This window comes from Flavimaricola marinus (genome assembly GCF_900184895.1).
GTDB lineage: Bacteria > Pseudomonadota > Alphaproteobacteria > Rhodobacterales > Rhodobacteraceae > Flavimaricola > Flavimaricola marinus.
Map to the genome: position 1 here is coordinate 80,842 of NZ_FXZK01000008.1, position 21,408 is coordinate 102,249.

The 21,408-nt window shown below is 65.6% G+C and carries 17 protein-coding genes; 4 read left to right on the top strand and 13 right to left on the bottom strand.

Translation table 11 applies throughout. From position 1 onward, the window contains the following. Positions 1 to 12 precede the first annotated feature (12 nt). The 3 genes from LOM8899_RS17035 (at position 13) to LOM8899_RS17045 (ending at position 2,993) form a co-directional block, all read left to right on the top strand. The gene (locus LOM8899_RS17035) at positions 13 to 1,425 is read left to right on the top strand and encodes an AMP-binding protein (RefSeq protein ID WP_168770585.1); all 1,413 of its coding nucleotides are present in this window, start codon (positions 13 to 15) and stop codon (positions 1,423 to 1,425) included. Positions 1,426 to 1,626: 201 nt separating this feature from the next. Continuing rightward, positions 1,627 to 1,881 carry an acyl carrier protein gene (locus tag LOM8899_RS17040; RefSeq protein ID WP_093993458.1) on the top strand — a complete coding sequence of 85 codons (255 nt, stop codon included), beginning with the start codon at positions 1,627 to 1,629 and terminating at the stop codon, positions 1,879 to 1,881. 50 nt (positions 1,882 to 1,931) lie between these two features. Continuing rightward, positions 1,932 to 2,993, top strand: coding sequence for an alpha/beta hydrolase family protein (locus LOM8899_RS17045; protein ID WP_093993459.1), 1,062 nt, complete (start codon positions 1,932 to 1,934; stop codon positions 2,991 to 2,993). Between the two features lie 68 nt (positions 2,994 to 3,061). Here the strand turns inward: LOM8899_RS17045 and LOM8899_RS17050 are convergent, their stop codons facing one another. Further along, complete coding sequence (locus tag LOM8899_RS17050) at positions 3,062 to 3,730, bottom strand: sulfotransferase family protein (RefSeq protein WP_093993460.1); 669 nt, start codon at positions 3,728 to 3,730, stop codon at positions 3,062 to 3,064. A gap of 568 nt (positions 3,731 to 4,298) precedes the next feature. Between LOM8899_RS17050 and LOM8899_RS17055 the strand changes: the two genes are divergently transcribed. Next, complete coding sequence (locus tag LOM8899_RS17055; protein WP_093993461.1) at positions 4,299 to 8,405, top strand: efflux RND transporter periplasmic adaptor subunit; 4,107 nt, start codon at positions 4,299 to 4,301, stop codon at positions 8,403 to 8,405. Between the two features lie 231 nt (positions 8,406 to 8,636). Here LOM8899_RS17055 and LOM8899_RS17060 read toward each other — a convergent pair whose 3' ends face one another. The 12 genes from LOM8899_RS17060 to xrtD all read right to left on the bottom strand — a co-directional run bounded on the left by LOM8899_RS17060 (position 8,637) and on the right by xrtD (position 20,954). Further along, a complete protein-coding gene (locus LOM8899_RS17060; protein ID WP_093993462.1) occupies positions 8,637 to 8,930 on the bottom strand; it encodes a hypothetical protein in 294 nt (97 codons plus the stop codon). Between the two features lie 44 nt (positions 8,931 to 8,974). Then, a complete protein-coding gene (locus LOM8899_RS17065) occupies positions 8,975 to 9,850 on the bottom strand; it encodes a class I SAM-dependent methyltransferase (RefSeq protein WP_093993463.1) in 876 nt (291 codons plus the stop codon). Between the two features lie 211 nt (positions 9,851 to 10,061). Continuing rightward, positions 10,062 to 11,606 (bottom strand): hypothetical protein, encoded by a 1,545-nt coding sequence (locus LOM8899_RS17070; protein WP_133065059.1) that lies wholly within the window; start codon positions 11,604 to 11,606, stop codon positions 10,062 to 10,064. A 20-nt stretch (positions 11,607 to 11,626) separates the two neighbouring features. Beyond that, positions 11,627 to 12,361 (bottom strand): SDR family oxidoreductase, encoded by a 735-nt coding sequence (locus tag LOM8899_RS17075; RefSeq protein WP_093993465.1) that lies wholly within the window; start codon positions 12,359 to 12,361, stop codon positions 11,627 to 11,629. A gap of 4 nt (positions 12,362 to 12,365) precedes the next feature. Further along, on the bottom strand, positions 12,366 to 13,148 hold the full coding sequence (locus tag LOM8899_RS17080; RefSeq protein WP_093993466.1) for an SDR family oxidoreductase: 783 nt from the start codon (positions 13,146 to 13,148) through the stop codon (positions 12,366 to 12,368). 13 nt (positions 13,149 to 13,161) lie between these two features. Then, a complete protein-coding gene (locus LOM8899_RS17085) occupies positions 13,162 to 14,343 on the bottom strand; it encodes an alpha/beta fold hydrolase (protein ID WP_093993467.1) in 1,182 nt (393 codons plus the stop codon). A 41-nt stretch (positions 14,344 to 14,384) separates the two neighbouring features. Then, positions 14,385 to 15,968, bottom strand: coding sequence for an alkaline phosphatase family protein (locus LOM8899_RS17090; RefSeq protein WP_211096220.1), 1,584 nt, complete (start codon positions 15,966 to 15,968; stop codon positions 14,385 to 14,387). Positions 15,969 to 16,244: 276 nt separating this feature from the next. After that, the gene (locus LOM8899_RS17095) at positions 16,245 to 16,958 is read right to left on the bottom strand and encodes a rhomboid family intramembrane serine protease (RefSeq protein ID WP_093993469.1); all 714 of its coding nucleotides are present in this window, start codon (positions 16,956 to 16,958) and stop codon (positions 16,245 to 16,247) included. Positions 16,959 to 17,083: 125 nt separating this feature from the next. After that, on the bottom strand, positions 17,084 to 17,767 hold the full coding sequence (locus LOM8899_RS17100; RefSeq protein WP_093993470.1) for a VPLPA-CTERM sorting domain-containing protein: 684 nt from the start codon (positions 17,765 to 17,767) through the stop codon (positions 17,084 to 17,086). Positions 17,768 to 18,058: 291 nt separating this feature from the next. After that, the gene (locus tag LOM8899_RS17105) at positions 18,059 to 18,679 is read right to left on the bottom strand and encodes a VPLPA-CTERM sorting domain-containing protein (protein ID WP_093993471.1); all 621 of its coding nucleotides are present in this window, start codon (positions 18,677 to 18,679) and stop codon (positions 18,059 to 18,061) included. A 331-nt stretch (positions 18,680 to 19,010) separates the two neighbouring features. Beyond that, positions 19,011 to 19,199 carry a hypothetical protein gene (locus LOM8899_RS17110; protein WP_093993472.1) on the bottom strand — a complete coding sequence of 63 codons (189 nt, stop codon included), beginning with the start codon at positions 19,197 to 19,199 and terminating at the stop codon, positions 19,011 to 19,013. Positions 19,200 to 19,349: 150 nt separating this feature from the next. Further along, complete coding sequence (gene xrtD, locus LOM8899_RS17115; RefSeq protein ID WP_093993473.1) at positions 19,350 to 20,954, bottom strand: VPLPA-CTERM-specific exosortase XrtD; 1,605 nt, start codon at positions 20,952 to 20,954, stop codon at positions 19,350 to 19,352. Positions 20,955 to 21,408: the final 454 nt, after the last annotated feature.

Genomic DNA, 21,408 nt, shown 5'->3' on the forward strand with positions numbered 1-21,408 from the left:
GGCATGGAGCGGGTGCGCACAATCCTCGAGGGGGCTGATGCGCAGCCGCTCTCGGACCCGGCTCACGCTCCTGCCGAGGGCGGAGTGGACCGGGGGACAGTGGCCGGGCTGGTCAGCGACCTGATCGCGATGATCGACGAGGCCGGTCTGGCCGGTGCGCGGTTCTGCGTGCCGCTGTCGTCGTCGATCGGCTCCGTCGCGGCGCTGATGGCGGTGATGGAGACAACCTGTTCGGGGGCGCTGATCCCGCTCAGCCCCGCCGACGAAGGGCCGGAACCGAACCCCGATTGGCCGGGCTTCTGCGAAGCGGTGCTGATCCCGCCGGATGCCACCCAAGGGGCGGGCTCTGCGCGGATCGTGATGATGCCGGGCGGCAGGAAACAGCGCGGGGAAGACCGGATTTACCTGCGCACCTCGGGGACGACGGGGCGGCCGAAATGGGCGGCGCACGACACCGACAAGCTGCTCGAAAATGGCCGGGCTGTGGCCGAACGGATGGAGCTTTCGCCCGCCGACCGGGTGATGATCCCGGTGCCGATCCACCACATGTTCGGGCTTGGGGCCGGGCTGCTGCCGTCGCTGGTGGCGGGGTCGCGGATCCACCTCGTGCCGCGGGGCAACCCGCTGGTGTTCTTTCAGGCGCAGCGGGGCTTCGATCCCACCGCGATCTTCATGGTGCCCAGCCAATGCCGCTCGGTGATGGCGCTGGGGCGGGGCTCCGGCTCGGCCCGTGCGATCGTCGTGGCGGGGGACAAGCTGTTCCCCGACGAGGCGGTGGCCTTCGAGGCAAAGCACGGCACGCTGGTGGCGCTTTACGGGGCCACCGAGCTGGGGGCGATCACCGCCAGCAGCCCGCGTGATCCGCAGGCGCTGCGGCACGCCACGGCCGGACCGCCGCTGCGGGGGATGACGCTGGACCTTGCCGACGAAGAGGCCGATCCCGCCGCCGAGGGGGCGGTGCCGTTCCGGGTCCGGGCCGAATACGGGCTGTTGGGCTATGTCGACTGGGACAGCGGCGACATGATCGCCGAGGCGCCCGAGGTCTGGCCCACAGGCGATCTGATCCGGCTGCACGACGGCGACCGGATCGAGGTTCTGGGCCGGTCGGACCACGCGGTCAACCGGGACGGTCTGCTGGTGCATATGGGCCAGATCGAGGGTTGCCTGACACGGGCCGAGGGCGTCGATCAGGCGGTGGTGGTGACGGCCGGCACCTCGCGGCGCGGGGCCGGGCTGGTGGCGTTCTGCACCCTGACCAAACCAGGGGCCAATACCGACGAGGGCATTCTGGCGCATGCGAGGGCCGAGCTTCAGGCCCGGGCCGTGCCCGACCGGCTGATCGTGGTCGAGAGCCTGCCCATGCTGGCCTCCGGCAAGGCGGACCGGCTGGCGCTGACGGCGCAGGCCGAGGCGCTGTCGTCCTGAAAGACCGCCCCCGGAACCCGTCTCCGGGGGGCTCAGCGGGGCCGGTCCCGGGCGATCACATCCTGGACAGGCGGCCGGCAAGGGCTGGACACAGAAGGCAAAAACCAGCATTTGCGGTGAGGTTGCTGCATCGTCTCGTCGCTGTTTGCCCGAAACCGGGCCGGGTGGCGGGCGGAACATAATGATGGAATTGGACAGTCTATGGCGAACACAACGGATGCGTTGATCGAATTGATCTCGACCGAACTGAAGATCGACAAAGAGACACTCGGGCCCAAGACGGCGGTCTTCGAGGGCGGGTTGGAGCTGGACAGTTTCGCCGTCGTCGATCTCATCACCAAGGTCGAGGCGCGGTTCGACATCCAATTGTCGGATGACGATTTCAGCATGGAAAACTTTGCCGATCTCGAAACGCTGGCGGGGGTCATCGACCGCTACGTCGCGGCAAAGGGCTGATCGCGCCATCGGGCGCAGGCTGATCTCATCACAGAAAGGAGGGGTGTCTGATGCGGGTTGTTCTTAGGCTCATCAGGGGCCTCTTCGCGGCTCTGGCGCGGCTGTTCGGCGGCGGGGGCGGCGGGCAGGCGTCCCGGCGGGGCAGGCGGCCCGCCAAAGAGCCCTATGTGCCCCGGCGCAAGACCGGGCCCGACAACACCATGGCGCCTCCGGGCAGCCTCGGGGGCGTCGAGCAGGACCAGATCGTGGTGGGCACCTTTCGCGATCACGACCGGGGCCGGGCGATCCCGTTCAAGATGTTCATGCCCGAAGGGGTCAGCGGACCCGCGCCCGTGGTGATCTTTTCGCACGGGCTGGGCGGGTCGCGCGACGCGGCGCCCTATCTGGGGCATGCGCTGGCCAAGGCGGGCTACTTCGGGTTCTTCATCCAGCATCCGGGCACCGACAAGACGATCCTCGAAGGGGCGCAGACCCAGCAAGAGATCCAGCGCCAGATGCAGGCCGCGATCAAGGTGCCGGGCAACATGCTCGACCGGTTCACCGATCTGCCCTTCGTGCTGGATCAGCTGGAGCGGATGAACGTCAAGACCAAGCTCGCCGGACAGCTCGACCTGACCCGGATCGGGATGATCGGGCATTCCTACGGTGCGCGCAGCACCATGGCCGCGGCAGGGCAGGCCTTCGGGTTCTTCGGAACCCGGTTCAAGGATCCGCGGATCAAGGCGGCGGTGCCGCTCAGCCCGAACGTCACCGTGCCGCCGGGGCAGAGCCTCGAGGGGATCTATGACGCCATCGACATCCCGATGCTGCATGTCACGGGCACCGGCGACGGGATGATGGGGGACGAGGATTTCGACCCCTACACCCGGACGATCCCCTATCAGACGATCACCGCCCCGGATCAGTATCTGCTGGTGCTCGACGGGGCCTCGCATTCGACCTTCAGCGGGCGCGAGGACGATGGCGACGGCGGCGAGATCAAGGACGTGATCGCGCTTCTGGTGGTGCTGTTCATGAACGCCCACCTGAAGGGGGACGAGGCGGCGCTCACCGAACTGCGCGAGGATTTCGCGTTCCGGCTGGCACCGGAGGACATCTTCGAATTCAAATAGGCGGGGGCGGGGTGCCTCCGGCGGGGATATTTTTACCCCAAAGAAGCGGCGCCGGCGCGGCGGGTGGATCAGGCCGCGTGCATGCGGGCGATCTTCTCCAGACGCTTCATCCGGCGGCCCATCTCTGCGCGGTTGTTGACGTTGGGAAAGGCGGCTTGCGGCATCGGTTCGCCCAGAAAGGAACAGAGCCGGTTCCAGCCTTCGTCGGCGCGGAACACGATCAGCCGCTCCGGGGCGATCTCGGCGCGGACCTCTGCGATATGGGCCTCGTAGCGGGCGATGGCGAGATCGCGGTGATCCATCGTGCCTTGCAGCAGACCATTCCAGATCAACCCGTCGAGCATGGTGTTCATCTTGGCGCCGAACTCGGATTCCGACGGCAGGCCGGTGCCCTTGTAGATCGTGCCCATGGTGCTGTCATACCAGCCTTCGGGGCCCTTGGCATGGACGCTGAGCAGAACCTTTGCCTCGGGAAAGGCGCGGGCCATGCCACGCCAAGCGGCACAAGCAGGAAAATCGAGGGTCGCACGCTTGCCGGCAAACACCCGGTTCCAGTCGCGGTCCGGGCTGTCGGGGTCCTTCATGACATCGAGCCAGAAATCCACGTCCGACTTGTGGTCGGGGTGAAACATCACATCGGTCATGTGATAGCACGGATACCCGAGAATCCCGAGCGCCTTGGCGATAGAGGACGTGCCGGTTCGGCCAAAGCCAGCGCCGATAATATCCAGTGTCATGCCGTATTCCTGTGCCTGTATGTCTCGGGTCGTCCATCAGAGGCACGTCACCGCGCCAAAAGCGACCAGCCCCCTCACGTCTTTACGGTGAGTTACTGCCCAACTAGGGCGGCCAAAAGGCCCCGGCAAGGTAGAGCATGGCAATCCCTAACATGCCGTTACGTCATTACAACATTGTTTTTCCGAAACTTTTCGTGAAGTCCGGCGGTCGCGGCACGGCGGCTCATTGACGCAAGGGAATGTGCCGCGGGGCAGGGCCGCCGCCCGGGGGTCGGGTCTGGCCGAACCAGCCGGTCGCCGGGCCGCAAAAGATTGCACTCTTTTTGACGGGCAGCCTTAACATTTCCGCCGCCAGCGCTTAGTTATAAGCCACATTTTCGTGCGATTTAGACAACATAAAGACGCTAGAATCATTAGAAGCGTGCCGCCCCTGCATGGTTGCTTGGCGACAGCGCGGCGAGCGTTTAGATTATAGAAAACAGCCGCGAGGCACAGCCAATCCCGCAGAGGTGGGTCGGACGATACGTCACAACCGGCGATTTTCCCTCCTCGGGCAGTGGAGAACGACATGGCCAAGAGCGAAACACCATCCGGAAAGTCGACCGCAGCGTATGATCGCCCGTCGCTGCGCGGCGACTTGCGCGTGGTCTATGACAATCCCGGCGCAGGCGAGGGCCGGATCCGGATCATCGACCCGCGCAACGGGCGGCAGTTCTCCTTCGACGGTCGCGAGCATCGGCTGTGCGAGGCGGCGGACGGCACCGCCGATCTGGCGGCCATCCATGCCAAGCTGACGTCGGACGGGGAAACGCTGACACAGACCGACGTGGCCGAATTCTTTCGGCGGTTGCAGATCTTGGGGCTTCTGGCCACCGATGCTGCCGAGGCCGGCCCGCAAGGACGCGGCGCCGCCGGTCGGGCGGGGCGCCGGCCCGGCGCGCCCGGTGGTCCGCGTGCGGCTGGCCTTGCGGGCGCAGGCTCGGTGACCGAACGGCTCGGCGCGGCCCGGGCCAGAACAGACAATGCCGCCGGGGATCGTCCCGGCGCCGAGGGCAACACTCCCGGCATCATGCCGCGCGGGGCCAGCAGCCGGGTCACCCGGCTGACCGGGCAGGCCGCCAGTGCCGCCAAGGGAGCCACAGCCGGCGCCGTGGTGGGGGCGATCGCCGCCCGGACGGCCGGGGCCAATGCCGCCACGCGGTCGCCCGCCGCACCGGCCACCCCCGAAGAGCCCGCCGCCTCGCACCGCGATCAGGCGCTGGAGCGGATCCGCGGCCGCAAGCGCGGCGCGGGCGCTTCGCCCGAGCAAGCTCCCGAGACCGGCAGTGAGACCACCCCCGGGGCAAACGCAGAGCCAGATGGCACGCAAACCGGCAGCCCTGCCACCGTGACACCGGCAGCCGATCGGCCAGAGAGCGCTGCGGGCAAATCCGCGGCCCCGGCGGGGACGGACACGCCCGCAGCGGCAGAGCCCGTTGCGCCGACCCTGGCCTCTGAAACACCGGCCGAACCGGCCGCGACAGCCCCCGAGACAGAGAAGACGCCCGAGGCCGCCGCACCGGCCCCGCCGCCCGTGATCTCTCCGGCTGCCAAAACGGCAGAGCCCGAGGCGCGGACACCTGCCGCGGATGCACCCGAGGCGACCACGCCGGACGCCGCCGCGGATACGCCCACAGAGGACCCGGACGACGACATGCCCCGGGCCATCGTGCCCGAGCCCTCCGAGGAGGACGGGGCAGAGGACCGCTCGACCGTGGCGCGGTTCCGCGACCGCAGGCCGAACCGTGGCAAATCGCGCACCGGCATGGCGGCGGCCAAGACCGCGGCCTCTATCGTGGCCTCGATCCGGCCCGGCGGCGGTCGCGCCGCGGACATCCCGCGCAGCGAGACGTCAGAGACAGGTGCCGGGACCTCCGAGGGCTCCGACACGCAGCCCCCCGCCGATCCGCCATCCGCAACCCCGCGCGGCCTGACCGCGATTCAGGCGGCGAATTCCGATCGCAGCGCGGCTCCGGCCGCGGGTAACGCGTCCAGCAACGCCTCCGCAGAGCGCAGCACGCCAAAGGCAGAGCCGGTCCGAACCCCGGTCGCCGAAGTGCTGCCCCCCGCCGGAACATCCGCGACCGGGACGAACACGTCCGACCCTGCGATAGCAGGGCGGCCGAAAACCGATGCGGCGGACTTGCCCGCGGCGAATTTCTTCGACGACGACGAATTTGACGACCTGCCCGGCGGGATCGGCGGTGGCATGGGCGGCGGTATGGGCGGTGGCGCCCCCGGCGGCATGGGTGGCGGTATGCCCGGTGGCATGGGCGGCATGGGTGGTCGTATGGGCGGCATGGGCGGCGGCGGCATGCCTGGTGGCATGGGCGGTCGCATGGGTGGCATGGGCGGCGGCGGTATGCCCGGTGGCATGCCCGGCGGCATGGGGGGCATGGGCGGCCGTATGGGCGGCATGGGCGGCGGTGGCATGCCCGGTGGTATGGGGCCCGGTGGTATGGGCGGTGGCGGCATGGCCGCAATGGCCGGCATGGGCGGCATGGCCGGAGCCATGGGCGGTGGCGGCATGGGCGGCATGGGTGGCGGCGGCCGTATGGGCGGCATGCCCGGCGGTATGGGCGGACGCATGGGCGGCATGGGCGGCATGGCCGCGGAACCACAGGGCAAGAAGGGCCCTGCCCAGCTGGTCCTGTTCGATCCGCAGGGGCTGTTCAAGCTGCTCTATATTCTGGGCTATCCGCTGAAATTCATCCTCTGGGCCATCGTGCCCCTGGTGATCATCGGCGGCATGACGATGATGAAGAACCTCGAGGCGATCGGCGAAGACTTTGGCCGGATCCTCACCGATCTGGGGTCGATCACCCAGTTCATCATCGGGCTGTTCGTGGTCAACCTCGTCTCGCGCCTGGCGCAGGGGGTGGCGATCGTGGCGCATGGGGGCCGGGTGCCCGGGTTCGGGATCAAGCTGGTGCTGAACATCATCCCGCGGTTTTTCATCGACAATACCGGTGTGCGCGAGATGGACCGGCAGGGGCAGCTCTGGGCCTATGGCAGCGGCTTGCTGTCGCGACTGGCGATCTTCGGGCTGGGGATCCTGGTCTGGGCGATCACCCGCGACGATGGCGGCTGGCTGCCGCTGGCGTCACTGGTGGCGGCGCAGTTCGGGCTTCTGGTGTTCCTGATCACGGCCTTCCCGCTGATGCCGGCGGATGGTCTGAACTGGATCGCGGTCGTGTGCAACGAGCCCAAGATCCTGGGCAAGGCGGTGACCGGGTTCAAGCATGTGTTCCTCGGGGCCGATCTGCCCCCGATACTGGAGAAGAAGGACGCGCTTCCCATGGCCTTCCTCGGGCTGGGGATATTGCTGACGCTGATGGCGCTGCTCGGGGTGCTGGGGATCACCGCGGCGATCATGCTCGAGGCAGAGCTGGGCGGGCTGGGGGTCGTGCTGTTCCTCGGGATGGCGGCGGCGGTGTCGCTCTATCTGCTGACCATGGTCACCTCGATGCGCGGGCGCTCCGGCGGCGGGCGCAAGCGGGGCGGCGGAGCGGCCACCGCAGAGGGCGGCGGCTTCGATCCGGCGGCGTTCCGCGAAATGGCGATGGGCGGCAAGACCGACACCGACGCAGAGGTCGCCCCCGACACCGGAACCACGGGCAAGGCCAAGGTGGTCTGGGCGCTGATCGGGCTGGGGCTGCTGATCTTTGCCTTCCAGCCCTATGCCTACGAGGCCGGCGGCCAGGTCGAATTCCTGCCCGAGGCACGCGGACAGGCGGTGGCGCGGACCGACGGCGAAATCATCGACGTGCTGGTGCGCGAAGGCGATATGGTCAGCCGTGGGCAGGTGCTGGCGCGGCTGTCGTCGTGGGATCAGGAACAGGCCGTGGCGATCACCCGGACCCAGCTTCAGGCCGCCGAGGCAGAGCTGACCCGGCTGCTCGAAGGGGCCAGCCCCGAAGAGATCGAAGTCGCGCGGCGCCAGCTTGAAAGCGCAGAGGCGAGCGTGGAATTCAGCCAGGCCGAGGCCGACCGGGCGCGGACATTGGCGGAATCCGGTGTCGGCAGCCAGACCGCCTATGAAAAGGCGCTCTCGACGCTGCAGGGCGATCTGGCCAGCCTCGAGGTCAGCCGCGCCAGCCTCGATCTGGTTCTGGCTCAGGCCAGCGAGACCGACATCGCGATCCAGCAGGCTGAAATCGACAGGCTGACGCTGGAGCTGCAATTCGCGACGGCCGAACTCGAGCGGTCGCAGATCGTGGCCTCGATGGACGGGCGGGTGGTGACGGCCAACCTGCAACTGCTGACCGGCAGCTATATGCGGGCGGGCGATCCGTTCCTCGAAATCGAGAATTCGGATGTGATCAGCGCGGTGATCTCGATCCCGGAATCCGATATCGGGCTGATCGCGCCGGGGGATGTGGTCCGGCTCAAGGCATGGGGACAGTCCGATACCGAGATCGACGGCGAGGTGCAGTCCATCGCGCCCTCTGCCGATACCGAAGGCTATGGCAGCGTCGTGCGGGTGACGGCGGTGTTCCCCAACCCGGACAACTTCCTGCGCTCGGGCATGACCGGCTATGCCAAGATCGACGGCGCCGAGATGCGGGCCTGGGAGGCGTATATGCGCTCGATCCGGCGGTTCTTCCAGATCGAAGTCTGGTCCTGGATTCCCTGAGGCGGGATAGGATGACAGACATCGAACGGGGGCCTCAAGAGGCCCCCGTTTTGCGTTTGGACAGGGAAAGGCGCGCCCGACAGACTGCGATGGGCGGCTCTATCGGCGAAGGGCGGCCCTATCGGCATCGCCCACTGGGGGGCGTGATCCGGGATCGGGGATGAGACGCAAAAGGCCCCCTCCGCTTGCGCGAAGAGGGCCTTTGAAACGGTCTCGCAGAACGTGGGGCGATCAGGCCGCGGCCATCTCGGTGCTGAGGAATTCGGTGATCTCGTTGACCGAGACATCGTCCACATAGTTGCCGTCCTGAATGAACAGCTTCTCGAAGGGCAGGTCCTTGCGGCCAAGCGCCTGTTCGAGGGCGACCGAGAATTGCACGATGTCGATGCTCTCGAAGGCGAGATCCTCGATCAGGGTGGTCTCGGCCCCGATCGGCTCTTCGAGGTCGAGGTCCCAATCGGCGACGGTGTCGTTGAGAACGGAGATGACGGTGGCCTGCAGGGCGTCTTTGCTTGTGTCGGTCATGGGTTTGGTCCTTGTTCTTGTCTCATATGCTCAAAGGGTCGGGCTCAGACGCGCACGCCGCGCATTTCAAGCCAATTGCGGGGCACTTCTTCGATGCCCAGATTCTCGAACGCGATCGGGGCGGCGCGCATCAGGCATTCCGACGCGACCTCCACAGGATAGCCGCTCATCAAGACCTCGGCGAGGCCGCCATATGCGCCGACCAAGGCAAGGCCTTCGGCCGAAATCGGCACCGGACGGTCGGCCATATAGGCGACCTCGATGCCGGCGGCTTTCATCGCCTCGCCCCAGCCTTCGCCGGACAGCCAGTCCTTGCGGAAGGCGCGGTCGCCCTTGCCGCGGACACGGGGGTGGGGCTTCTCGCCGCGCGCTTTGCGCTCTTCGTTGATCTCGGTCAATACCATCACGGCCTGGCGCATCCACTCGGTGAACAGGGGCTCTGTGCCGGGGACATAGGTGCCAACATAAAACACCGAGTTAAAGACGAGCTGGCCACCGGGGCGGAGCACCCGGGCGACGTTGCGCAGGAACAGATCGCGGTCGGGCATCAGGTGGATGGCATTGCCGATCACCACCAGATCGATCGAGCCGTCCTCGAAGGGCAGATCCATCGCAGAGCCCGCGCTGAAGAACGCAGCACCACGGCCGGCCTTGGCCTCGGCCTCGAGAGCCTCGAGGCTGTCGACGGTGGGGCCGGGAAAGGTCCGGGTGGCGATGCCGATCTGCACCGGATCGAGGTCGATTCCGGCAATGGTCAGCGTCGGCTTGCGGTCGATCAGCAGGCCCGACAAGAGGCCCGTGCCGCAGGCCAGATCGGCGACCCGCTCCACGCCTTCCAGATCGATGGACCCGATCAGGGAGGTGTTGGCCTCAATATAGCCGGGGTCTTGGGAATAAGGCTCGTAGGTGGTATCCGTCATCGACTGTCGTCCTGTCTTTTCAACGATTTTTACGTATAATAATCAGTTTAGTGGCATTGATATGGCAAACCGGTGAGGGCCGGGTTGACACAGGGTCAATATTGCCCCGGTGATAGCCCACATGCTGCATTGCGGCAACATATCTATGCGCCGGGCACCGCACTGCGGCCCGCCATGACCGGATTCCGGGCACATCGGTCGCACCACGGCGTCAACGGCCGGGTTCCGGGTCGCAGTGACCCAGCCAGACCTCGAGACCGCCGTCGGGATTGTCTTTGTATTCCCAGCCGTTCTCGGTCTTCATCGCCACCGTGGGGCCAAAGACGTTGGCGGTGCCGACAAACAGGCCGATCGGGGTCGAGACAAGGTTGCGGATGCCCCAGTTGTAGGGGTTCTTGAAGCCCTGCTTGCAGACCGGCACCCAGTTCTCGCCATCGGCGGTGCGCCACAGATCTGCGCCGCCGTCGGCTTCGACGACCTGCTCGAGGCCGACGCGGCTCATCAGGGCCTGCACCTTGTCGGGCATCCGGCTGAGCTTGGCCCACCGCAGGGTGATCGCCCAGTCGTAGGTGCCGACATAGAGCCAGCCGTCATGCTCGGTCATGGTCCACATATAGCCGTTGAAGAAATGGCCAAAGCCGGAGGTCAGGCCGGACAGGGGTTCGCGGCCGTCCGGGGCGTCGTCGTCGCGGTCGCCGACGATCACGTCGACGCTGTCGTCGGCATTGACGCGCAGCACTTCGGCGGCGGCGGGGCCGACGTTGTTGACCCGGTCATTGCCGCCACCCTGAATGCCGGTGCCGACATAGAGCGCGCCCTTGAATTCGGTCATGCTGGCGACGGCCTGGTTCAGCGGGCCGCGGCCCGCGCCCTTGTCGCAGATCTTGCGCCAGCGGTAATAGGTGGCCTCTTCGTCGTTGGCGGGCCGGCTGCCGGGCTTGTGCAGCAGCTCGCCGTCGGTGGCCCAGATCTGCAGGCCTTCCTTGTTCAGGGTGCCGGCGTAGAGCTGGTTGTTGGCGGTGGCGAGGGTGAAGATCCCCAGATTGCCCTTGTCGCCAAAGGCGGGCTCGTTGACGATCACCCAGCCGCCGTCCTCGGGGGCGGGGCTGGCATAGATCTGGGGGCGGGCAAAGTTCTGCTGGCCGCCGTCGCCCTTGCCTTTTGTGTCGCGCTGACCGGTGGGGGCAAAGTGCATCTTGCCGTTGAACGAGGTCAGGCTGCGGGTGGTGGAAAACGACCCGTCGGTGATCCCGTGCGGGGTGACGGGGATGAATTCCTTGCCGTCCGTGGTGCGCAGGATCAACCCGCCACCGGGGGCGCGACCGGGCGCCCATGTGGACACATAAAGGGCGGGCTTTTCGGTGGCGCTGCCGTGGAACACCTCCATCGAGCGATAGCCGATGTCGCGCGACACCTGTGTGCCGTCGATGCCGGTCACATAAGGCGCCTTGAAGACATTCTCCCAAGAGCCGTCGGCCGGGTCATAGCACCAGATCTGGCTGCGTCTGTCGACATTGGCATAAAGCTGGTCGCGGGTGTCGGGGCAATCCACGGGCCAGACCTCGAGGGCCGGGTCGGTATAGGCGGTCTGGTGCTTGAGCATGCACAGGTTCGAGCGGGTGGAGCCGACGTAGATCTTGCCCTCGAACCAAGCCATCGAATGGGCAAAGCTGTTGTGGCCGTCGCCCAAACCGCCCTTGGCGACCTGAACGAAGTCCGAGCGGCGCAACCCCCGGTTCGGGGCGGGGCTGGGCATTATGGGGTGGTCCTGCTTCGTCATCCCTTGCGCCGCCGGGTGGGGGCGGGGACGACGATGCTGTTGAGCAGATAGGTGTCGCGGGGCAGGGACAGCAGATAGACGATCACCTCGGCGACCCGGTCGGGGGTCAGCATGTGGCGGGGCTTGAGCGCCGATCCACCGGCCTGACCCCAGAGGCCGGTATCGACGGCGTCGGGCAGCAGGGTCTGGACCCGGATGCCCTCGCGGGCGACCTCTTCGGACAGGCTCTCCGACAATCCGATGATGCCGGCCTTCGAGGCGGAATAGGGTCCGTCAAAGGCGCGGCCCTGACGGCCGGAGGTGGAGGACAGGTTGATGATGTCGCCGCGCTTGGCGGCCTGCATCGCGGGCAGGACGGCGCGGTTGGCCAGGAAGGTGCCGGTCAGGTTCACGTCGATGATCTGGCGCCACTCGGCATAGCTGGTCTGGGCCAGCGTGCGCATCCCGTCACCGGCGCGCAGAATGGCGGCGGTGGTGACGAGGGCGTCGATCTGGCCGAAACGGTCGAGCGTGGCGGCGGCCATCGCGTCCATCTCGGCCTCGGAGGCGACGTCGCAGGTAATGGAGAGGGTCTCGGTGTCCAGATCGGCCTCGAGCGCGGCCAGCGCCTCGGCGGTGCGATCCAGCAGCACCAGACGGGCGCCCTTGTCCGACAGGGCGCGGGCCAGGGCGGATCCAATGCCGCCGGCCGCTCCCGTGATGATGACAACGCGCCCGTTCAGATCTTCCATTGCTCTAGGTCTCCTGTTTGGGGGGCTTGCCGCGCCGCTTGCGGCTTCTGGAGGGGACGGGCAGGAAATGCGGGTCGATGACGACCCCGTCCTGGCCGAGATCGATCAAGCCCAAAAGGGCGTCGGCGAAGCTGGTATCGCTTATACGGCCGCCGAAAGGTCCGTCAAGAAGGGTGTCCTTGATCAACGGGCTCTCGACCGGGCCGGGGAAAATCGTGCGCACGCGGACGCCGTCGGGGGCGACCTCCTGGGCCAGGGTGCGGCCGAAATCGGCCAGCGCGAACTTGGTGGCGGCATAGCCGGGGGCCAGCGCCGTGCCGCGCAATCCGCGCGGGGTGGTGGAGGAACAGATATTGACGATATCGCCGTTCTCCTGCGCCTGCATGAGCGGGAGCACCGCCATATTGGCCAGAAACACCCCGTGCAGGTTCACATCGACCATGGCCTGCCAGTTTTCGACAGGCAGCTCGGCGGTGGGCCAGGGCAGGGCGCGGCCGCCAAGGCCGCGGCCCACGGCGGCAGAGGCGATCAGGATATCGACGCGGCCGAGATCCTCGGCGATTCCGCGCAGGGTGGCCATGTCGGCTTCGGAGGCGACATCCAGTTGCAGGGTCTGGTGGGCGGCCGAGCCTGCGGCCTCCAGCTGGGCGCGGGTGTCGGCCAGACGCTCGGCGCTGCGGCCGATGGCGAGCACCAGATCGCCGCGGCTGGCCATGGCGACGGCCAGCGACTGGCCGATGCCGCTCGAGGCACCGGTGACGATGCAGACCTTGCCGGAAGGGGGCATTGCTCGCTCCCGGCTAGCGGGCCCGACGGACCATTTGCGCCGCGCGGGCTGCCAGCCCCGGCATCAGCCGCCGGGCATGGGTCAGACGGTTGACGGTTTTCGGGAAATACGTGACCGAGCTTTGGGTCTTGGGACGTGGTTTGCGCACCATGGTGGCGCGGCCCTGTCCGGCGGACATGCTCTTGAGAAACGTGTTCAGGGTCCGGGCAAAGGGGCGCGGCTTGACGATCGGAAAGAAGTGGCCGGCACCGGGCACGAGGATGCGGCGGGCATTGGGCAACAGCTCGGCCAGACGGTCCGCGGTCGGCACGCAATGGCTGAGCGCGCCATAGATCAGCAGAACCGGCATCGTCAGCTTGTACATGTCCGACAGATGGATGGCGCTCTCGTCATGCATCTCGTCGGGGGCCTTGGTGGTCTCCATCAGGGTTTCCCACTGTTCGGCACCGCGGGCGCCCATCTGGCGCGATTGCAGGTCGATCCGGCGGGCACCGCCCATCTTGGCGCCCATGGGGCCACCCATCTTGGCACCGAGCTGGCCGCCCATCTGGCCGCGTCCACGGCGGCGGGCGCGGGCGCGGTCGGCGTTTCCGGCGCCTGCCTCGGCGATCCGGCCCTTGATGCCACCGGGCGGCGTGTCCACGACGCTGCGTCCACCGCGGCCACCGGCGCTGCGGGGGCCGAGCTCGGCGAGCAGCTTGAAGTCGATCAGCGAATCCTCGGGCGGGAACGAGGTCACGCCGCGGGCCATCAGATCGGCCTTCCAATCCTGCCAATGCGGCCATTCGCCCAGCTTCATCGGCGGCTGCAGGGCGCGCAGCTGGGTATCGGCAAGGGTCAGGCTCTCGACACGCTCCGGATAGGTCAGGGCGAACAGCAGGGCGACGCGGGCGCCGTGGCTGTGGCCGACCACATGGGTGCGGTGAATGTGCAGCTTGTCCAGCAGGGTGCGGAAATCCTCGACCATATCGGTCAGGCTATAGCCCGAAGGGGGCATCGAGCTTGCCCCGTGGCCGCGCAGATCGTGCAAGAGGATGGTCTTGTCACGGCCAAGGTGACGCATGGCCCCCAGATACCAGAACGCCAGATTGGCGCCCAATCCGTGGATCAGCGACACCGGCGGCGTGGCCGGGGACAGGTCAGGGCCGATCAGCTGGTAATTCAGCCTCAGATCAGCGTGCGTCAAGGTGGGCATAACTATACTCCCGCAGCCGGTTCCAGCACCAGCCGCTCGGTTTAATCCATATAACCTAATTTCTGCATCTGCCGAAGCAGGATCTGTCGTTCCTCCTCTGTCGGCTCGGAAATATCTTGAGCCTCTGCCTCGGAAACAGTCAGGCTGCTGCCGCCGGTGGCGTGTTCAAAACCGGGCTCCAAAGCCTCTTCGGGCACACGACCTTCGAGGTTCTTCGGCACCGGGACGCCCAATAGCGCCAGCATGAGGGGAGTCATATCCAATAGGTTCAACGGATCAAGCGTTTCGTCACGTCTGAAGTCGGGGCCATAGCCGATGAACACGCCTTCGGGGCGGTGTGTGCCGTCGGCCAGAGGGCGCTGGACGACGCATTTGTCCGAGTTCAGGATCGAGACGAATCCACCGTCGCGCAGGTGCAATGTGATGTCGGGGCAGGGCTCGACGTAATTGACGCCGCGCATCTTGTTCATCTCGGCGCCGACGACCACCGGGGTGCCGGTGTCGGGGTCTTTCCACTCGAGAAGCTCCTGACGCATCTTCAGGGCGAAATCCATGTAATCGTCGGGGTGAACGCCGTTCCCGTTGAGGTAGGGCTTGATGTAGATGCCGTTCGACGACGGGGTGGCGCAGAAGGCCTTGGTCTTGCGCCAGTCGATCATGCCCAGATGGTCGCGGATCTTGTCGGAGGTCAGCTGGCCCTTGGCGTCGAGCGTCGCACTTTCGTCCCAGACCAGATAGCCGTGATCTGCGAGCCATTGGTTGACGTAGAAAATCTCGGTGGTGGGCCCGAAACCGTGATCGGATGTGATGATCACATTTGTGTCAGGACCGGCGGTTTCGACCATGCGGCGGATGTTGTCGTCCATCCTGCGGTAGAAATCGACAACCATGGCGCGAACGCGCTCGGTTTCCTTGCCCGGCTCGCCGGCATAGCCATCGGGATCGACATAGCGCCAGAACAGGTGCTGGATCTTGTCGGGGCCGTCCAGAACCACGGCGGTCAGCTCGGTCCGGTCGGTCTCCATCATCCGGCAGGTGACCTCGGTCCAGGCCAGATCGCGGACGTTCTGCAACTCGATCCACTCGTCGTTCTCCGAGGCGTCGAGTCCCTGGACGACCTTCTTCTCCTCACCGATATCCATGCCCAGATCGCGGTAGTCGAAGCCTTTGGACTTCTTGAGGATGTCGAACAGTTCGGGCGGGTGGATGCCGTGGCGCAGGTGCTTCCACGGGACAAATCCGGCCACGGTATAGCCGTCGGTCTTGGGGGCCGGGGCATAGCCATAGAAATTGAGCGCGGTGCCGCGCAGACCGCTGCGATTGATCATCGAAAAGATCGTCTCGGCGCGGTTCAGGCGGCGGTCGTTGACCTTGAGATAGACGCCACCGTCCTCCAGATAGGCGGGGCGCAGGAAATCATAGATGCCGTGGACTTCGGGGCTGACGCCGGTGGTCATCGAGGTCCATGCAGGGGGGGTGAGCGGATTGCGGGTGCTCATCAATTGAGCGGCTGTGCCTTCTTCGATCATCTTGGTCAGGAAGGGCAGCACGCCTTGGGCGGACAGCGGCTTGAACAGCGTAAAGGTGGCCCCGTCGAGGCCAATCATCAAAACCCGTTTCGTCACGCCAAGCTCCTGTGCAGTCTAATGTTTTTGAAGGCCGATCAATTGGCCCCACCGCTCTATAACTGCGGCACATGTTATATATGTGGCATTATCGTGGAGAGGAGACGAAACGCAAGTGGGGGGCTCCTTACCTTTCGTCATAATGCCGGTCCCTGATGCAGATGCCATATCCTTGAGCATCCGCCGATGCCGCGCATTGCCGCAGACCGCCGCAGAACCGGGCAGAACCGGGCGGAGCAGGGCCGTTTTGTCGGGGCCGGAGATCAGCGCCGGGGATCAGCGCCGGGCGGGGGTCCAGGGGATCAGGAGCAGCCCCAGAACAGCGCCCGCCAGCGCACCGCCCAGATGGGTCTGCCAGGCCACCGGCGCGCCCTGCACCCAGCCCGAGGCCATGTTCAGCGCCACGAGGCCGAGGGCCAGGCCAATCGCCTCGAAACTGGCGCGCAGCAGGCCCGCGCCATGGCCGCCCGGTCCGGCCGGTGGCCGGCGGCGGCGTTGCCAGTGCTGGACGATGGCCGCGGCGGCCAGTCCGAAGACCGCGCCCGAGGCCCCGACCATCGGCGAGGCGCCCTGGTTGAGCGTGGCAAAGGCCAGCGCCCCGCCCATCACCGCCCCGGCATAGAGCGCCAGAAACCGGGCCGCCCCGGTGTCGGGCCAGAGCAGCAGGCCAAGCCAGACAAGCACCAGCATATTGCCGAGCAGATGTTCGAAGCCGACGTGCAGCAGGGCGTAGGTAGCAAACATGGTCCAGGGCTGGGCGTCGAAGTTCGGCTGCCAGTCGCGCAGCAGGCCGGCCCAGAAGGCGCCGTTCTGATAGGCCAGCGGGCGCCAGCGGGTCGAGCCGACGATGCCGCTGTCGGCCAGCTCCAGCACGATCTCGGGCAGGCAGGTCAGGGCCACCAGAAGCCACAGCGGCCAGAGCTGCCGCAGACCCGGTGCGGGACGGTCGGCCGGGGGCTGGGGCAAGGACGGCGGGTCGGGCGGGGTCATGGCTCAGCATTGACCTGTGCGCCGTGGGGGGGCAAGGCCAGATCGGGCCAGATCGATCTTGGCCCGCAAAACGACAAAGGCCGCACCCCCGGGCGCGGCCTTGGCAAATTCGATGATCCGGTCGGTCAGGCGGCGCGGCGACGACGGCGCATGATCGACAGACCGCCAAGGCCAAAGGCAAGCATAAGGCCCGCAGCTGGCAGCGGCACGGCCGCGATGGGTGCGTAGACGGTCAGATGCGAGACGCCCGGAACACTGCCTTCGTCACCGCAGGCGGCTCCATCTTTTCCCGATTCTCTTGTCCGGACACCAGCCAGATTGGTGTCAAACGAACCCGTCGTGTCGCCCGTCAGGCCGGTGAAGTAGTAGGCAGAGAAGCAGGTCGCAGCCTTAACCACGATCACGACATCACCTGTCAGGCCATCCAGATCAAAGGTGCCGCCCGTCGTTCCGGCACCGGATGTAACCGTCAAAACGTCTCCGGCCCAGTTATTACTATCTTCTGCCTTGTCGACTTCTTCCCACGTGCCCGTGGTGCTAAAGACGCTGTTGATGTCGTCTTCAAAGCCAAGATTTGAGTCGTTGCCAAGAAAGGCTCCATCACAGTCTTCGTAAACGCCGCTCGCAAGTGTGACGCCCCCGGTTTGACATGGTACTTCGCCATAAACCAAAGTCGAGGCGACGGCGCTTCCCGCGACCATAGTCCCAAAAACAAATGCGGCGGCAGCCAGCGTCTTAAATCCAAACATCTCACGCACCCCAATACAGAGTAATTGTGCCCCACGACGATGCCGGGCGATGAAATACATTAGCTGCTTGCCGCGCCGGCAACAAATAAATAACAAGATTCCGCCACAATATACACTTCAAGGTTGAAGTGGGGCGTCAAATACACCCTTTAGACGGGCCAAATTTTCCCACAGTGAAACACCACAAAGGGCAATTGCAATTTCGACGGGTTTTGCACTGCAAATGATTCGGTCCCGATAACCGGGAGGAATTCGCACCGATTTGCGTGGAAACGACGGTCGCGCGGCCCGGGGCCGTGCGCGGAACACGGACGGCCGCCCGCAGGCGACCGTCGGACGTTCGGGCCGGTCTCAGGCGGCTGTCTTGCGGCGGGTCGCGGCGATCCCGCCCAGTGCCAGCAGCATGAGCGCACCGGTGGCCGGAAGCGGCACCGCCGCCAGCGTGCCGGAGATCGAGAGCGTGGCGCTGTCGAGGGTGAAGGCATCGGCATTGGTCGAGAATTCCGAGAACCAGAACTCGAAGACGCCGGTGTCGAGGGTATGCGCAAAGGCATCGACGCCGAGGACGTCGGTCGACAGCGAAATGGTGATCGACTGCGGCGACAGCGGATCGAACAGCAGGGCGAAGAAGTCATCGCTGCTGGAGCCGGGATCGCTGCCCTGGATGCGGGCGGTCCAGGCCTCGAGGAAACCGAGCCCGGCAGGACCGGCGTCGCTGAAGGTCAGCGTCAGCGAAATCGAATCGATGCTGTCATAGTCGACGGCGGTGAAATCGAAGCTGTCGGAGAAGCGGTCGAGGCTGGTGTCGGACACGACGACGCCGTCCGACACCAGCACGTCGGATCCGCTCGGGTCGTACTGGCCGAGGCCGTAATCGTGGGTTTCCTCATAGATCGTCGCGGCCTGTACGGTGGTCGCAGACAGCGTGGCCGCGAACAATCCGGCCGCAAGGCCATAGGCAAATTTGCGCATTATATCCCCCGGGGTTTTCAACAAATCAGGCTGGAGAGGGGCCGCAAAAGCCCCGGTTCAAGCGCCGGGTCAGGCGGCGCTGCTCCAAAGTATCGTATCGGTGTATCTGGGCGGAGATCGGCGCGATCTGCAACTCTAAATTGACATCAAAAGGCCAGAAAAATGCCTTTTTTCAGACTGTTGGAATCAATTGAGCTGTAAATGGAAACTGTTTGTTGATGGGCTGGAAACAATCGCGGATCGCAGCCGCGGCGGCAGGCGCATGAGGCAGGCGCACGAGGCAAGCGGGCCGTCGACCGGCCGCGTCTTGCGAAATCCGATGTGGGGTGGCTCAGATCCGACGTGCCGGCTGCGCGGCGGAGGCCGCTGCAACGGCGATGGGCCAGACCAGACAGGTCAGCGTGCCGAGCAATGTCCAGAGCACGCTCTTGCGTTTTTTCACGATGTGTTCGCGCCACGTCATGAAGATCGAGAATGTCGCAATCGCGGCATAGATCACAGAAAAGAGCGTCCAGAGCATATCGTGCCATCCTATTGTAAAGGACTGACGTAATGTCTTGTAAATTATGGCTTGTCCGCACGATCCTGTCCACCGGAGTTTGCACATGCGCACAATACCGGCGGAATTGGACGTATGGCCACAGGCTGCGGGCCTCTGGCGCCGGCGCGCCTACTCCGGGATGAAATTCGGCAGCTTGGGCAACAACTCGGCCATGAAGCCCTGCATCCGGGCATCGGCGTCGGCCTCGGTCTCGCCGTCGAGGATCGGCGTGACGAAGCGGACCAGCGCGCCGTCGGTCCGGCCCCGTGTCAGGCTGTCCCAGACGACGCTGGCCTTGGCGGCATAGTCGTTGGTCATGCGCTGGCCGCGCTGCTCGAACCAGTAATAGACAAGCTGGCGCGACAGGCCCTTCTGGATCACCGCCCGGTTCACCATGAAATCGCCATAGACCGTGCCGGGGATGGTGATCGGGGTGGGGTCGATGGAAAACACCTCCCAGCCGCCGACGGGCAGGCAGACTTCCGGGGAATGGATGCCGGAGCCTTCGGTCTGCTTTTCGTACCAGGCGGAGAAGAAGTTGACATAGCCCGGCTCGCCCGGCGCCTGATAGGTGGCGTTGATGTAATCGGAGGCCTTCAGAACCTCCGCGATATCGGGCTCCAGCGGCGTGACATAGCCTTGCCAGTCGTTGATCCGGGTCGGAAACAGCAAGAAGCTGTCGCGCGCCACCTCGACCCGCTCCGGGGCGGGGGTCAGCAGGAACGCCGCCGTCACGGCGGTGGTCAGCGCGGCCGCGACGGCAATGCCGCGGGCCGGGGCGATCCGCAGGAACCGGCTGGCCTGCATGCCGAGCCCGTCGGTATCCAGATCGATGGTGTCGCGCAGGCCCAGCGGGCTCGGCGTCAGCCGCTGCAGCAGCACGGCCGTCAGAAACAGGATGCCGATGCAGGCGCCAAAGATCACCCAGCCCTCGAAGAAGTGCAGAAAGCCCTCGGCCTGACCGATGCCATAGCTGTTGACCAGCACCCCGATCATCCCGATGCGGAAGGAATTCATCAGCACCGTCAGCGGGGCGGCCATCAGGAACATCACCGCCTTGTGCCAGAACGGGCCGCGATAGAGGATCGCAAAGAGGTAGGAGAAGCTCAGGATCGGGAACAGGTAGCGCAGGCCCGAACAGGCTTCGGCGACCTGCAGCTTGTAGACCCCGAGGTCGATGACATTGCCTTCGAGGAACACCGGAATCCCGGCCAGCTTGATGATCCAGACGCCGATCTCCGAGGAGATCAGCTGCAGGAATATCGTCATCTGCCAATACAGAAACTGCGGCAGCGGCAGCATGAAGATCAGGTGCAGCACCGGCAATTGATGCTTGCGGCCGCGCTCCCAGCCCATGACGGTCAGCACCACGCCGCCGACCCAGACGATAAAGGCATAGGTGACGATATCGGGAATGCGCACCAGATTGCCGAAGATCCCGAACAGCAGCGCAAAGGCGATCACCGCGATCCCGGGGATGCGGTTGACGGGGGCTGTCGGGTCGATGGGCGGGGCATGGCGCAACTCGCGCAGATAGAGATAGAGCGAGATCAGCGGGATCAGCGGGCCGTGGCTGTATTCGGGGGTGATCCACGCCCGTCCCAGCGACACGAAGCCGAGCCAGTAGATCGGCAGCGCCGAGGCCACCAGAACGGCCATCCAGACCATCCCCGTCGGATTGACAGTGCCGAGCCCCAGAGGGCCGCGTTGTTTCTCGAAGGTGGCGTCGGACATGGGCAAAGCCTGATCTGATGAAAACGACAAAATGGATAAGTGGCTGTAAAGCGGCTTCTAAACTTCAGGGCATATATCAGGTTAACCCGACAAAATCGACACCTGCCGCTACGGGAAACAGCTTGTCTACGGAAACGTGTATGGCCCGCGGCGGCGCCAGTTTGCAGCCAGATCCATCGCCGCAGCCACCGCCAGCGCCCCGAGACAGGCCAGGACCGTCCGGAAGAGCCCCTCCAGATGCCCGTCCCTGCCTGTCACATCAAGGATTACGGGCGGTTGATGGGCCCAATACGTCCGTGGCGGGGCCGAACGAGGGCTTTGAAGGGCGCCAAATCCTCGTTCGCCCGGACTGATTTCGCGTCCAAACCGATTCGAACGCAACGGCACATAGGGCGAAACAATTCAGCGCCAGGAGCAGGATTGTTTCGAAATACGCAATTAGCGGCTGGATTGC